Here is a 15,807-nt window from a genome sequence, read left to right as displayed (position 1 = left end):
GCCGGGTCCAGACCGGCGGACTCGAACGTCTCCCACGACGCCTCCAGCAGCAACCGCTGCTGCGGATCCATCGCCACCGCCTCGCGCGGCGAGATCCCGAAGAACGCCGGGTCGAACTCGGCCGCCCCGGTGAGGAAGCCGCCGTGCCGGGCGTACGAGGTGCCCGGGTGGTCGGGGTCCGGGTGGAACAGGGACTCCAGGTCCCAGCCCCGGTCGGTCGGGAACTCGCCGATGCCCTCACCGCCGCCCGCCAGCAACTCCCACAACTGGTCCGGGGTGTCCACCCCGCCCGGGTAACGGCACGCCATACCGACGATCGCGATCGGCTCGTCGACAGCAGCGGAGGCGACCACCTCCGTACGGGCGCCCACCGCGCCGGTGAGTTGCTCGTACACGTACCCGGCCAGAGCAGCCGGCGTCGGATAGTCGAACACCAACGTCGACCCCAGCCGCAGACCCGTCGCCGCGTTCACCCGATTCCGCAGATCCACCGCCGTCAACGAGTCGAAACCCAACTCACGGAACGCCCGATCCGCCGGCACCGACTCCGCACCACCATGCCCCAACACCTGCGCCACCAGACCACGCACCAACACGTCCACCTGGGCACGGGCCTCGTCGGCAGTGAGTGTGGCGAGGCGCTGCGCCCAGCCGCCGGCCGCGCCGCCGCCGACCTGGCGGCGGGTGGTCACGGTACCGACGAGGGCACGCAGCATCGGCGGTACGCCGGTGGCGGTGGCCGCCGCGCGCAGGGCCGGCACGTCGACGACGGCGGGGACGAGCGCGGGGGTGTCGGTGGCGACGGCCGCGTCGAACAGCGCGACGCCGACGGGCCCGGTGATCAGGCCGAGGCCGGCGCGGGTGACCCGGGAACGGTCGGCGGCGCTGAGGGTGGCCGCCATACCGTCGGTGTCCCACATGCCCCAGGCGAGGGAGTGCGCGGGCAGGCCGTGTCCCCGGCGGTGGCCGGCGAGGGCGTCGAGGAAGCTGTTGGCTGCCGCGTACGCGCCCTGGCCGGGTGAGCCGAGAACCCCGGCGATGGAGGAGAACGTGACGAACAGGTCGAGGTCCAGGTCGGCGGTGGCCTCGTGCAGCCACCAGCCGGCGTCGACCTTGGGTGCGAGCACCCGGGCGAGCCGGTCGGGGTCGATGCCGGTGACGACGGCGTCGTCGAGGACACCGGCGGTGTGCACCACACCGGCGAGCCTTCCGGCCTCGGTGACCTTTCCGACGAGGGCGCGAACGGCGTCCCGGTCGGTGACGTCGCAGGCGAACACGTGGGCCCGGGCACCGAGGCCGGTCAGCTCGGCGATCAGTTCCGCCGCGGCGGGAGCGTCGGGCCCGCGCCGGCTGACCAGGGCGAGGGAGTCCACGCCCCATTCGGTGACGAGGTGCCGGGCGAGCAGGGCGCCGAGGGCTCCGGTGCCGCCGGTGACCAGGACGGTGCCGCCGCGCAGTCGCGGAATGTCCGAGGGTGGGGTGTCGGCGCGTACCAGGCGGGGGGTGAGGGCCGCGTCGCCACGGACCGCGAGCTGCGCCACGGTCGGGTCGGCGGCGGCGAGCAGCGCGACGGCCGACGCGTCGAGGTCCCGGTCGAGGTCGGCCAGGACGATCCGGCCGGGGTGCTCGGACTGGGCGGAGCGCACCAGGCCCCACACGGCCGCGCCGACCAGCTCGTCGACCGGGTCGACGTCGACGGCCCGCACCGCACCCCGGGTGACGACCGCGAGTCGGGTGTCGGCGAGGTCGTCGGCGGCCAGCCATGCCTGTACCACGCCGAGCACGTCGACGGTCGTGGCCCGGACCACGGCCGGCAGGTCCTCCGCCGGCAGGTCGGCCGGCGCGGCGGGCACCGGCAGCAGGACCAGCGGGGGTACGTCGCCGCTGGCGACCAGCTCGGCGACTCCCGGGTACGCGGGAACGCCGGGGAGTGCCGGTGTGGACGCGCCCAGCAGGGCGGACCGGGGTGCCTCGACGGGGTCGGTCGGGTCGGCCTGCCAGGCGACCTGGAACAGCGACCGGGCGGCGAGGGTGGCCGCCGACGGGTCGACGCTGGTCATCTCGCGCAGGACGACCGAGTCGACGGAGACGACCGGACGGTCGGTGTCGTCGACGGCGAGCAGTCGCACGCCGCCGCCGACCCGGGTGAGCCGGACCCGCAGGGTGTCCGCGCCGACGGCGTGCACCTGGACGCCGGTGAACGCGAACGGCGCCTTCGGGCCGCTGGTCCCGTCGCCCGGCAGCAGGGCGGTCGGGTGCAGGGCGGTGTCGAGCAGGGCGGGGTGCACGCCGAAACCGGCGCTGCCGTCGGGGGTGGTGGGGAGGGCGACGTCGGCGTAGACGGTGTCGTCGCCGGCCGTCCAGGCCCGCCGCAGGCCCTGGAACACCGGCCCGTAGGTCATGCCGTGGCCGGCGAGTGCCTCGTACCAGCCGTCGAGGTCGACCTCGACGGCGTTGGTCGGGGGCCACGCGCCGAGGCCGGCGTCGTCGCTGGGGTCGACGGCGGTGAGCACGCCCTCGGCGTGCCGCACCCAGTCGCCGTCCGGGTCGTTGTCGGGCTGGGAGTGGATGGTGACGGCACGCCAACCGGTGTGGTCGCGCGGGCCGACCCGGACCTGGACGCGGACCGCGCCCTGGGCGGGGAGGACGAGCGGGGCGGCGATGGTCAGCTCCCCCACCCGGCAGGGACCGAACTCGTCGCCGGCCCGCAGCACCAGCTCGACCAGGGCCGTGCCGGGGACGACCACCGCGCCGGCCACCACGTGGTCGGCCAGCCAGGGCTGGGCGGCGACGGAGAGCCGGCCGGTGAGCACGGCGGCGTCCTCGCCGGCCAGCCGGATGGCGGCGGCGAGCAGCGGGTGCCCGGCGGCACCGAGGCCGGCGACGGAGACGTCCGAGGACCGGCCGGCGGGGCGCAGCCAGTAGCGTTCCGGCGCGAAGGCGTACGTGGGCAGGTCGGCCCGGGTGGCGCCGGTGCCGGCGAAGATCGGCGTCCAGTCGACCGGGCCACCGGCGGTGAACAGTTCGGCCAGTCCGGTCAGCAGGGCGTGTGGCTCGGCGCGGTCGCGGCGCTGGGTGGGCACGGCGAGGACGCCGTGGGCATCCCCGGTGAGGGTCTCGCGGACCAGGGCGGTGAGCACCGCGCCGGGTCCGATCTCGACGAACGTGTCGACTCCGGCGGCCCGCAGCGCGGTGATCCCGTCGGCGAACCGGACCGCCTCGCGGACGTGCCGCACCCAGTAGTCCGGGGTGCGCAGTTCGTCGGCGTCGGCGAGCGCGCCGGTCAGGTTCGACACCACCGGCACCAGCGGCGCGGCGAAGCTCAGCCCCGCCAGGACGCCACGGAACTCGTCGAGCATCGGCTCCATCAACGGGCTGTGGAAGGCGTGACTGACGGCCAGCCGGCGGGTGCGCACACCCCGGCCCTGCCAGACGCGCTCCACCTCGTCCAGCGCGTCGACCGCACCGGACACGACGACCGCTTCCGGACCGTTGACGGCGGCGATCCCGAGTCGGTCGGTCCGTCCGGTCAGCGTCTCCGCCACCTCGGCCTCCGGCGCGGCCACCGCCAGCATCCCGCCGCCTGCCGGCAGCGCCTGCATCAGCCGGCCCCGGGCGGCGACGAGGGCACAGGCGTGCTCCAGGGACAGCACCCCGGCCACGTGCGTCGCCGTGATCTCGCCGACCGAGTGGCCGCCCACGAAGTCGGGCAGCACACCGAACGACTCCACCAGGCGGAACAGCGCCACCTCGACCGCGAACAGACCGGCCTGGGTGAACACCGTCTGGTCCAGCAGTTCCGCCTCGGGCGTGCCCGCCTCGGCGTGAAGGACAGACCGCAACGGCTGCGGCAGCAGTGGGTCCAGATGGCCGCACACCTCGTCCAACGCGGCGGCGAACACCGGGAACGCGGCATACAGGTCCCGGCCCATGCCGGCGCGCTGCGCGCCCTGACCGGAGAAGAGCAGCGCGACGGGACCCCGGTCGGTGGCCCGGCCGGTGACCACCGCGTCGGTGGGTTCACCGGCGGCGAGCGCGGCCAGCCCGGTGGTCAGGTCGGCGTGGTCGGCGGCGAACAGCACCGCGCGGTGTTCCAGCGCGGTACGGGCGGTCAGCGACGTCCAGCCGATGTCGACGAGTCGGGGCGGGTCGCCCGCGTCGAGGCGGTCGGCCCAGTGCCGGGCCTGGCGGGTCAGTGCGCCCTCACCCCGGGCGGAGAGCAGCACCGGCACCAGTGACGGCGTGCTGGGCTCGACGAGTTCGCCCTCCACCACCTCGGCCGGCGGCTGCTCGATGATGATGTGCGCGTTGGTGCCGCTGACGCCGAAGGAGGAGACCGCCGCCCGGCGCGGACGGCCGGTCTCCGGCCACGGCCGGGCCTCGGTGAGCAGTTCGACCGCGCCGGCCGACCAGTCGACGTGCGGGGTGGGCTCGTCCACGTGCAGGGTGCGGGGCAGCACGCCGTGCCGCAGCGCCTGCACCATCTTGATCACACCGGCCACCCCGGCGGCGGCCTGGGTGTGCCCGATGTTCGACTTGATCGACCCCAGCCACAGCGGCCGGTCGGCGGGCCGGTCCTGCCCGTACGTGGCGAGCAGCGCCTGCGCCTCGATCGGGTCGCCGAGGGTCGTCGCGGTGCCGTGTGCCTCGACCGCGTCGACGTCGGCGGTGCTGAGTCCGGCGCTGGCGAGGGCCTGCCGGATGACGCGTTGCTGCGAGGGGCCGTTCGGCGCGGTCAGCCCGTTCGACGCGCCGTCCTGGTTGACGGCGCTGCCGCGCACCACGGCGAGGACGCGGTGACCGTGGCGCTGCGCGTCGGAGAGTCGCTCGACGAGGAGCACGCCGACGCCCTCGCCCCAGCCGGTGCCGTCGGCGGCGGCGGCGAAGGACCGGCACCGCCCGTCGGCGGAGAGGCCGCCCTGCCGGGTGAACTCCACGAACGCCCCGGGGGTGACCATCACGTTCACGCCGCCGGCGACCGCCAGGTCACACTCGCCCTGCCGCAGCGACTGCACGGCCAGGTGCAGGGCGACCAGCGACGACGAGCAGGCGGTGTCGACGGTGACCGCCGGGCCCTCGAGGCCGAACGTGTACGCCACCCGGCCGGAGATGACGCTGTGCGCGCCGCCGGTGAGCCGGTAGCCGTCCAGGCCGGGGGTCTCGTCGCCGGTGCCGTAGCCGGTGGGGGACGCGCCGACGAACACTCCGGTGGGGGTGCCGTGCAGCCGGTCGGGGGCGACGCCGGCCTGCTCGAACGCCTCCCAGGTGGCCTCCAGCAGCAGCCGCTGCTGCGGGTCCATGGCCAGGGCCTCGCGGGGCGAGATGCCGAAGAAGTCCGGGTCGAAGTCGGTGGCCCGGTCGATGAACCCGCCGTGGCGGGTGGCGGAGCGGCCGGGGGCTTCGGGGTCGTCGGCGAGGAGCCGGTCGAGGTCCCAGTGCCGGTCGGTGCGGAACTCGGTGATGCCGTCGCGTCCCGAGGCGACGAGTTCCCACAGCCCGTCGGGGTCGCTGACGCCGCCCGGGTAGCGGCAGCTCATCCCGACGATGGCGATGGGCTCGTCGGCGCTGTCCCGGCCGGCGTTGGGAGCCGGTGTGCCGGCGGGGGCGGGTTCGGCGTCGTCGTCCAGGCGCAGCAGGGACGCCAGGTGCCCGGCGAGGGCGGCCGGGTTCGGGTAGTCGAAGATCAGCGTGGTGGGCAGGGCCAGGCCGGTCGCGGCGGTGATCTGGTTGCGCAGCTCCACCGCGGTCAGCGAGTCGAACCCCAGCTCCTTGAACGCCCGCTTCGGGCTGACCGCGTCGGTGCCGGCGTGGCCGAGGACGGCGGCGGCGTGGTCGCGGACCAGGTCGGTGAGGTGCCGGTCCCGTTCGGCGCGGGTGAGGCCGGTCAGCCGTCCGCGCAGCGCGGCGGCGTGGTCGGTGGTCTCGTCGGCCGGGCCGGCGGTCAGCGCCTCGCGGGCCTCGGCGATGTCGTCGAGCAGCGGGCGTGGCCGGGCCGAGGCGTAGGCGGGCGCGAAGGTGGCCCAGTCGACGTCGGCGACGACGAGGCAGGTCTCGCCGTGCTCGACGGCGCGGCGCAGGGCGAGCAGCGCGGCGGCCGGCTGCATCGGGTTGAGGCCACGCCGGCTGAGCAGCCGCTGCGCCTCCTCGGTGGTGGCCATGCCGCCCTCGGCCCACGCGCCCCAGGAGATGGAGGTGGCGGCGAGACCCCGGGCACGGCGCTGCTCGGCGAGCGCGTCGAGGTAGGCGTTGGCGGCGGCGTACGCGCCCTGCCCACCGCTGCCCCACACGCCGGAGATGGAGGCGAAGGTGACGAAGGCGTCGAGCTGCCGGTCGCCGAGGAACTCGTCGAGGTAGGCGGCACCGGCGACCTTGCCGGCCATGACGTGGTCGAACACGCCGAGGTCGGTGTCGACCAGCGCGGTGAGCCGGGTGATCCCGGCGGCGTGCAGCACGGCGGTCAGCGGGGCGACCTCGTCCAGCCCGGCGACCAGTGCGGCGACCTGGTCGCGGTCGGCCATGTCGCAGGCGGCCACGGTGACCCGTACGCCGGTGGCGGTCAGTTCGTCGACCAACTCCCGGGCGCCCGTCGCGTCGAGGCCGCGCCGGCTGGTGAGGACCAGGTGCTCGGCGCCGTTGGCGGCGAGCCAGCGGGCGGCCTGCGCGCCGATCGCGCCGGTGCCGCCGGTGACGAGGACGGTGCCGTGGGGCTGCCACGGGGTGACCTGCCCGGCGGGGCGCGCACCGGTACGGGCGAGCCGGCGGACGAAGGTGCCGTATGGGCGGACGGCGAACTGGTCCTCGTCGTCGTCGGTGGTCAGGATGCGGGCGACCTCGGCCCAGGTCGTGGCGTCCGGGTCGGCGGGCAGGTCGACCAGGCCGCCCCAGCGGGTCGGGTGTTCCAGGCCGACCACCCGGGCGAGGCCCCAGAGCGCGTGCTGGGCGGCGCTGACCACCGGTTCGGCCGGGTCGGTGCCGACACCGCCGGAGGTGAGGCACCACAGCGGGGCGGGCAGGTCGGCGTCGGAGAGGGCCTGTACGAGCCGGGTGGTGGCGACCAGCCCGGTGGGGATGCCGGGGTGGCCGGGGTGCTCCGCGTCGGTCAGGCCGAGCAGGGAGAGCACCCCGGCCAGCGGGGTGGCCCGGTGCGCGGCGAGTGCCCCGGCGAGCGCGTGCCGGTCGACGGCGGCGGGGTCGACGTGGACCCGGTGGACCGCCGGTCCGTCGGCGGCGGCGAGCCCGTCCACCCAGCCGTCGAGGGTGGGGTCGCCGGCCGGGAGGACCACGAGCAGGTCACCGGGGACGCTGGTCGGGTTGCTCTGGCCGATGGGCTTCCACACCACCCGGTACGACCAGCCGTCCAGCACCGCCCGCTGCAACCGGGCCTTACGCCAGGACGACAGCACGGGCAGCGCCGGGGCGAGCACCTCCAGGTCGGCCGGGTCGCCGTCGAGCTGGGCGGCGAGCGCGGCCACGTCGGCGCGTTCCACCGCCGACCAGAACTCCACGTCGACCACGTCCGGGCTGACCGGCCCGGTGCCGGCGGAAGTGCTCCGTTCGGTCCAGTAGTGCTGCCGCTGGAAGGCGTAGGTGGGCAGGTCGGTGAGGATCCCGGTGGCGGGGAGAACCCGCCGGTGGTCCACCGACAGACCGTGGGCGTGGGCGGCGGCGATGCTGGTCAGCATCCGTACGGCCGCGTCCTCGCCCCGGCGGAGGGTGGCCAGGACCTGCCCGGGGATCCCGGTGTCGTCGAGGATCGTGGTGAGGGGCATGCTCAGCACCGGGTGCACGGAGACCTCGACGAAGTCGGTGAACCCCGCGTCGAGGGCGGTCCGCACGGCGGTGTCGAACAGCACGGTGCGGCGCAGGTTCTCCGCCCAGTAGTCGGCGTCCAGCTCGGTGCCGTCGATCCAGGTGCCGGTGACGGTGGAGAGGATCCGGACCTGGCCGGCGCTCGGCGTCAGCCCGGCCAGTTCGGTGCGCATCCGCTCGGCGGCGGCGTACACCAGCGGACAGTGCGAGGCGTAGTCGATGTTGATGGCGCGGGCCCGGATGCCGTCGGCGGTGCAGGATGCGACGAGGTCGGCGACCTGGTCGTGCGGGCCGGAGACGGTGACCGCGCGGGGGCCGTTGACCACCGCGATGTCGACTCCGTCGGGGAGCCGTCGGGTGGCCTCGTCGGCGGAGAGGTCGAGGGCGGCCATGGTGCCGGGCTCGGCGAGGTCGGCGACGGCCCGCAGCCGCACCGCGAGCAGCTTCACCGAGTCGGCGAGGGTCAGCACCCCGGCGACGTGCGCGGCGACGACCTCGCTCTGCGAGTGGCCGATGACGGCCTGCGGGGTCATCCCGGCGGCCCGCCACACCCGGGCCAGGCTGACGGTGAGCGCGAACAGGATCGGCTGGACGATCTCGTGGCGGCCCAGCCAGGACTCGTCGTCGCCGGTCAGGTGGGCGACGATGTCGAGGTCGAACCAGCGGTCGAACTCGGCCTGACACTCGGCGAGCGCCTCGTCGAAGACCGGGCAGGCCCCGATCAGGCTGGCCGCCATCCCCAGGTGGTGCCCGCCGTAGCCGGGGAACACCCAGATCGGGCCCTCGGCCGGCTCGCCGGCCACGGCGGTGACCAGGGACCCGGCGGGTCGGCCCTCGGCGAGGGCGTCCAGGCCGGCGAGGAGCTGTGCCGGTTCCGCGCCGACGACGGCCGCCCGGTGTTCGAACACCGACCGGGTGGTGACCAGCGACCAGGCCACCCGGGCCGGGTCGAGGTCCTCGCGGGAGCGGACGTACCGGGCGAGCCGGGCGGCCTGCTCACGCAGGGCCGGCGCGGACCGGGCGGAGAGCGTCCACACGGTGGTGGGCGTGGTGAGCAGGCCGGGCTGCGCCGGTTCCGGTTCCGGGGCGGGGGCCGGTGCGGCATGTTCGAGGATGACGTGGGCGTTGGTGCCGGAAATGCCGAACGACGACACGGCGGCCCGTCGCGGGCGGTCCGCCGCCGGCCAGTCGCGGGCCTCGGTCAGCAGCGACACCGCCCCGGCGGTCCAGTCGATGTGCGGGGACGGCGCGTCCACGTGCAGGGTGGCCGGCAGCCGCCCGTGCCGCATCGCCATGACCATCTTGATGATCCCGGCGACGCCGGCGGCCGACTGGCTGTGCCCGAAGTTCGACTTGATCGACCCGAGCCAGAGCGGGTCGCCGCCGTCGCGTTCCTGCCCGTACGTGGCGAGCAGCGCCTGCGCCTCGATCGGGTCGCCGAGGGTGGTGCCGGTGCCGTGCGCCTCCACGGCGTCCACGTCGGCGGGTGTGAGCCGGGCGTTGCTCAGCGCCTGCCGGATGACCCGCTGCTGCGCGGGGCCGTTCGGGGCGGTGAGCCCGTTGGACGCACCGTCCTGGTTGATCGCGGAGCCGCGCACCACGGCGAGGATCCGGTGGCCGTTGCGCTGGGCGTCGGAGAGCCGCTCGACGAGGAGCAGACCGACGCCCTCGGCCCAGCCGGTGCCGTCGGCGGACGCGGCGAACGCCTTGCACCGCCCGTCGGAGGAGAGACCGCGCTGCCGGGAGAAGCCGACGAACGCGCTGGGGGTGGCCATCACGGTCACGCCACCGGCCAGGGCCAGGTCGAACTCCCCGGCGCGCAGCGCCTGACAGGCCAGGTGCAGGGCGACCAGTGACGACGAGCAGGCGGTGTCGACGGTGACCGCCGGCCCCTCCAGCCCGAGCGCGTACGCGATCCGGCCGGAGACGACGCTGCTGACGGTGCCGGTGAGCAGGTAGCCCTCGTCGGCGCCGTCCGCGCCGCCGTCCGCCCCGACGCCGTAGCCGTTGGCGGTGGTGCCGACGAAGACGCCGACCTTCTGACCGCGCACGCCGGACGGGGCGATGCCGGCGCTCTCGAACGCCTCCCACGACGTCTCCAGCAGCAGCCGCTGCTGCGGGTCCATGGCCTGGGCCTCACGGGGGCTGATGCCGAAGAAGTCGGCGTCGAAGGAGGCCGCGTCGTACAGGAACCCGCCCTGCTGGGTGCTGGAGCGGCCAGCCCGCTCGCCGGTCGGGTCGTACAGGTTGTCCAGGTCCCAGCCCCGGTCGGCGGGGAACCCGCCGATGGCGTCCCCGCCGGAGGCCACCAGGTCCCACAGCTCGTCGGGGTTGGACACCCCGCCCGGGTAGCGGCAGGACATCGCCACGATGGCGATGGGTTCCCGGGCGGCGGCGGTCAGCTGCTGGTTGAGCTGCTTGAGCCGGCTGGTCTCCTTGAGCGAAGCCCGAAGCGCCTCGACGACCTTATCTGCAGACGTGGACATCAGTTACTCCGTACGTGGGACAAGGGTCAGGACTCGGAGCCGTCGAGCGCCAGCCTGATGAGGGTGTCGGCGTCCATCTCGTCGATGTCGACGCCCTCGTCGGTGGAGGCGTGGTCGGTGTCGTCGCCGTCGGCGAGGGTGAGCAGCAGGTCCAGCAGTCCGGCCTCGCGGATGCGGGCCAGCGGAATGGTGGCCAGGGCCTGCCGCACCGCCGTCTCCGCCGGGTCGGCCGTCTCCTCCCGCTGCGTCTCGGGAACCAGCTCGGTGAGCAGGTGCCCGGCGACGGTGGCCGGGTCGGGGTAGTCGAAGACCAGCGTGGTCGGCAGGGACAGGCCGGTGACCCGGGTGAGCCGGTTGCGCAGCTCGACGGCGGTCAGCGAGTCGAAGCCGAGTTCCTTGAACGCCCGCCTCGGCTTGACCAGCTCGGGACCGGTGTGGCCGAGCACGGCCGCCGCCTCGGCGCGGACCAGGTCGGTCAGGTGCCGGTCCCGCTCGTCGCCGGGCAGGGCGAGCAGCCGCTCACGCAGCGACCGGCCGCCGTCGGCCGACGTGTCCTCGGCCGGGGTGGCCTGGCGGGCTTCCGGCAGGTCGGCCAGGAGCGGACGCGGGCCGGCCGACTCGTACGCCGGAGCGAACGTCGCCCAGTCCACGTCGACCACGGTCAGGCAGGTGCGGCCACGGCCGACGGCCACCCGCAGGGCGTGCACCGCGTCGTCCGGGGCCATCGCCCGCAGCCCACGCCGGGCCAGTTCCCGCTGGGCGTCGTCGGTGGCCATGCCGCCGTCGGCCCACGGCCCCCACGCCACCGAGGTGGCGGCGAGGCCCCGGGCGCGTCGCCGCTCGGCCAGCGCGTCGAGGTACGCGTTGCCGGCCGCGTAGCCGGCCTGCCCGCCGCTGCCCCACACCCCGGCGATCGAGGCGAAGAGGACGAACGCGTCGAGCGGCCGGTCACCGAGCAGCTCGTCGAGGTGCACCGCCCCGGCGATCTTGCCGGCCATCACCCCGGCCAGCCGGTCCAGGTCGGTGTCGACCAGCGGGACCACGTCGTTGAGCCCGGCCGCGTGCACCACCGCGGTCAACGGCGCCGGGTCGTCGTCGATCCGGGCGAGCAGCGCGGCCACCGCGTCCCGGTCGGCCACGTCGCAGGCCGCCACGGTCACCCGGGCCCCGAGGGCGGTCAGCTCGTCCCGCAGCTCCGCAGCGCCGGGGGCCGCATCGCCGCGGCGGCTGGTCAGCACCAGGTGCGCCGCGCCGCTACCGGCCGCCCAGCGGGCCACGTGCGCGCCGAGCGCGCCGGTGCCGCCGGTGACCAGCACGGTGCCGGAGGGCTGCCAACGCTCGGCCGCCGCCGGGTCGGCAGGGGTGGCCCGGGTCAGCCGGCGCGCGTACACGCCGGCCGGTCGGACCGCGAGCTGGTCCTCGTTCCCGGCGGCGGTGAGCGCCGCCGCCAGCCGGTCCGGGGCGACGTCCCGCTCGGGCAGGTCCAGCAGACCCACCCGCAGCTGCGGCAGTTCGAGGCCGGCGACCCGGCCCATGCCCCACAGGGCACCCTGGGCGGCGCTCCGCGCCGGGTCGGCGTCGCCGGTGCCGACGGCACCCCGGGTGACACACCACAGCGGGACGGCCGCTCCGGCGTCGTGCAGGGCCTGCGCGAGCAGCAGGGTCGCGGCGACGCCGGCCGGCACGGCCGGTTGCTTCGGGTGCGGGCCGCCGGCCAGGCCGAGCAGGGAGACCACACCGGTGACCGGCCCGTCGGCCAGCGCGGTGGTCAACCGGCGGGTCAGGCCGCCCCGGTTGGCGGTGGCCGGGTCGACGACCAGTCGCCGGACATCCCCACCGGCGGCGGTCAGCGCGGCGCCGACCTGCTCCCCCGCCGGGTCGCCGTCGGGACCGACGAGCAGCCAGCCGCCGGTCGTCGTCGGCTGGTCACCCAGGTCGATCCGCCGCCATCCCACCTGGTACGACCAGCCGTTCACCGCCGCGTCGCGGGTCCGGGCCCGACGCCAGGAGGTGAGGGCGGGCAGGGCCGGAGCGAGGGCGTCCACCGCGTCCGCCCCGATCTGCTCGGCGAGGACGGTCAGGTCACCACCCTCGACGGCAGCCCAGAACTCCGCGTCCCCGGTGTCCACGACCGGGGTCTGCCGCCGGTTCGCCGGCTCGGGCCAGAACCGCTGGTGCTGGAACGCGTACGTCGGCAGGTCCACCCGCCCGGCACCCGCACGGGTGAACCACGGCTCCCACCGGACCGGCAGGCCGTGCACGTGCAGGTCACCCAGGGCGGCCACCAGCCCGGTCGCCTCGGCGCGGTCCCGCCGCTGGACGGCCACGGCGAGCACGTCCTCGTCGCCGGGGAGCACGTCGACGGCCATCGCGGTCAGCACACTCTGCGGCCCGATCTCCAGGAACGTGTCCACGCCCGCCTTGCGGAGCACCGTGACCCCGTCCGCGAAGCGGACGGTCTCCCGCACGTGGCGGACCCAGTAGTCCGGGTCGTGGAACTCGTCGGCGTCGGCGAGCGCGCCGGTCAGGTTCGACACGACCGGCAGCAGTGGCGCGGCGAACGTCAGCCCCTCGACCACCGCCCGGAACTCATCGAGCATCGGCTCCATCAGCGGACTGTGGAACGCGTGACTCACCGTCAACCGACGCGTCCGCGCACCCCGCTCCCGCCAGACCCGTTCCACCTCGTCGAGAGCGTCGGCCGCACCGGAGACGACCACGGCGTTCGGGCCGTTCACCGCGGCGATCCCGACCCGGTCGGTCAGGCCGACGAGCGTCTCGGCGACCGCCTCCTCGGACGCGGCCACCGCGAGCATCCCACCACCGGCCGGCAGCGCCTGCATCAACCGACCCCGCGCCGCCACGAGGGCACACGCGTCCGCCAGCGACAGCACACCGGCCACATACGCGGCGGTGATCTCACCGACCGAGTGCCCGCCGACGAAGTCGGGAACGATCCCGAAGGACTCGACCAACCGGAACAGCGCCACCTCGACCGCGAACAACCCGGCCTGCGTGAACACGGTCTGGTCCAGCAGCTCCGCCTCCGCCGTGCCCGCCTCGGCGAACAGGACGGTCCGCAACGGCTGCGGCAGCAGCGGGTCGAGGTGACCGCAGACCTCGTCCAGCGCGGTGGCGAAGACCGGGAACGCCGCGTACAGCTCCCGGCCCATGCCGGCACGCTGCGCGCCCTGACCGGAGAAGAGCAGCGCCACCTGACCACGCTGGGCCTGCGTGCCGGTCACCACCGTGCCCGACGGCTCACCCGCGGCGAGAGCGCGCAGCCCGGCGATCAACTCAGCCCGTTCGGCCGCCGTGATCACCGCGCGGTGCGCCAACGCCGGCCGGTTGGTCACCGACGACCAGCCCACGTCCACCGGACGCAGTGCCTCGTCGCCCGCCAGCCAGTCGGCCCACCGGCCCGCCTGCCCGGCGAGGGCCGTCTCCGACCGCGCCGACAGCAGCACCGGCGTCACCGGCGGCGCCACCGACCCCACGACCTCGACCACGTCCGTCACCGGCGGCTGCTCGATGATCACGTGGGCGTTCGTGCCGGAGATGCCGAACGACGACACCGCCGCCCGACGCGGCCGGTCCACCGCCGGCCACGGCGTCGGCCCGGTGGCCAGGGTGACCGCCCCGGTGCTCCAGTCCACGTGCGGGGACGGCTCGTCCACGTGCAACGTCGGCGGAACGAGCCCGTGCCGCATGGCGAGGACCATCTTGATGATGCCCGCGACACCGGCGGCGGCCTGGGTGTGCCCGATGTTCGACTTGATCGACCCGAGCAGCAGCGGACGGTCGTCCGGCCGGTCCTGCCCGTAGGTGGCGAGCAGCGCCTGCGCCTCGATCGGGTCGCCCAGGGTGGTGCCGGTGCCGTGGGCCTCCACCGCGTCCACGTCGGCGGTGGTCAGCCGGGCGTTGGCGAGGGCCTGCCGGATGACCCGCTGCTGGGCCGGGCCGTTCGGCGCGGTCAGTCCGTTCGACGCGCCGTCCTGGTTGACGGCGCTGCCCCGCAGCACGGCGAGGACGCGGTGCCCGCGCCGCTGGGCGTCGGAGAGCCGTTCCACGAGGAGCATGCCCACGCCCTCGCCCCAGCCGGTGCCGTCCGCGCAGCCGGCGAACGCCTTGCACCGGCCGTCCGGGGCGAGACCCCGCTGCCGGGAGAAGCCGACGAAGGCGCTGGGAGTGGCCATCACGGTCACGCCACCGGCCAGCGCGAGATCGCACTCCCCCGACCGCAGCGCCTGCGCGGCCAGGTGCAGGGCGACCAGCGACGACGAACACGCCGTGTCGACCGTGACCGCCGGCCCCTCCAGACCGAACACGTACGCCACGCGGCCGGAGGCGACGCTGCCGGCGGTGCCGTTGACCAGGTAACCCTCCAGTTCCTCCGAGGCCTCCAGCCGGCCCGCGTAGTCGTGGTGGATGAGCCCGGCGAACACGCCGGTGGTGACCCTGGTGTCGTGCGGGTCGAGACCGGCGGACTCGAACGCCTCCCAGGAGGTCTCCAGCAGCAGCCGCTGCTGCGGGTCCATCGCCAGGGCCTCACGGGGCGAGATGCCGAAGAACTCGGGGTCGAATGCGGCCGCGTCGTACAGGAATCCGCCCTGCCGGGTCGTGGACGTCCCCGCCCGGTCCGCGTCCGGGTCGTAGAGGGCATCGAGGTCCCAGCCCCGGTCGGTCGGGAAACCGTCGATCGCGTCCCGGCCCGAGACGACCAGGTTCCACAGCTGCTCCGGGCTCGACACGCCACCCGGGAACCGGCAGGCCATGCCGACGATGGCGATCGGATCGTCGTCACCGGGCACAGTGACGGTCCGGGCGGCGGCGGGGGCCGCTGCCACGGAGTGACCCAACTGCTCGTGCAGGTACTCCGCGAGCCGCTCCGGGGTCGGGTAGTCGAAGACGAGGGTCGCAGTCAGTCGCAGCCCGGTCGCCGAGGCCAGCCGGTTACGCAGCTCCACCGAGGTCAACGAGTCGAAGCCGAGTTCCTTGAACGCCCGACCACCCGGCACCGCCTGCGCCGACGCGTGCCCCAGCACCGCCGCCGCCTGGGCACACACCAGCTCCACCAGCAGCCGACGCGCCTCGTCCTGCGACAGCCCCGTCAACCGGTCCGACCACGTGCCCGTGCCGGCCTCGACGGAGCGCGTCTGCCGGCGGGTCCCGCTCCGGGCCAACCGACGCACGATCGGTGGGACCTGCGCGGCCTCCCCGGTGATCCGCAGCCGCGCGGCCACCACCGTGGGCGGTGTCCCGGTGATCGCGGCGTCGAACAGGGTGGTGCCCTCGGTGGCGGTGAGGCCGCTCATGCCGAGCCGGCCCAGCCGCTGCCGGTCGTCGGCGCCGAGGCGCGCGGCCATGCCACCCGTGGCCCACATGCCCCAGCCGATGCTGGTCGCCGGCAGACCGGCCGCCCGCCGCTGCTGGGCGAGGGCGTCGAGGAACGCGTTCGCCGCCGCGTAGTTGCCCTGACCGGGCGAACCGAGCGTCGCCGCGATCGACGAGA

At 75.3% G+C, this 15,807-nt stretch carries 2 protein-coding genes; both read right to left on the bottom strand.

The genetic code is table 11. The features are described from left to right. A partial coding sequence (locus tag ACIBJE_RS31420; RefSeq protein ID WP_396753908.1) for a type I polyketide synthase occupies positions 1-10,295 on the bottom strand: 10,295 nt, incomplete at its 3' end. Between the two features lie 26 nt (positions 10,296-10,321). Further along, positions 10,322-15,807 (bottom strand): type I polyketide synthase (locus ACIBJE_RS31415; RefSeq protein WP_396753907.1); only part of this gene is annotated, 5,486 nt, incomplete at its 5' end.

This window comes from Micromonospora sp. NPDC050187 (genome assembly GCF_044459745.1).
Classification (GTDB): domain Bacteria; phylum Actinomycetota; class Actinomycetes; order Mycobacteriales; family Micromonosporaceae; genus Micromonospora.
This window is presented reverse-complemented; position numbering and strand designations above follow the sequence as displayed.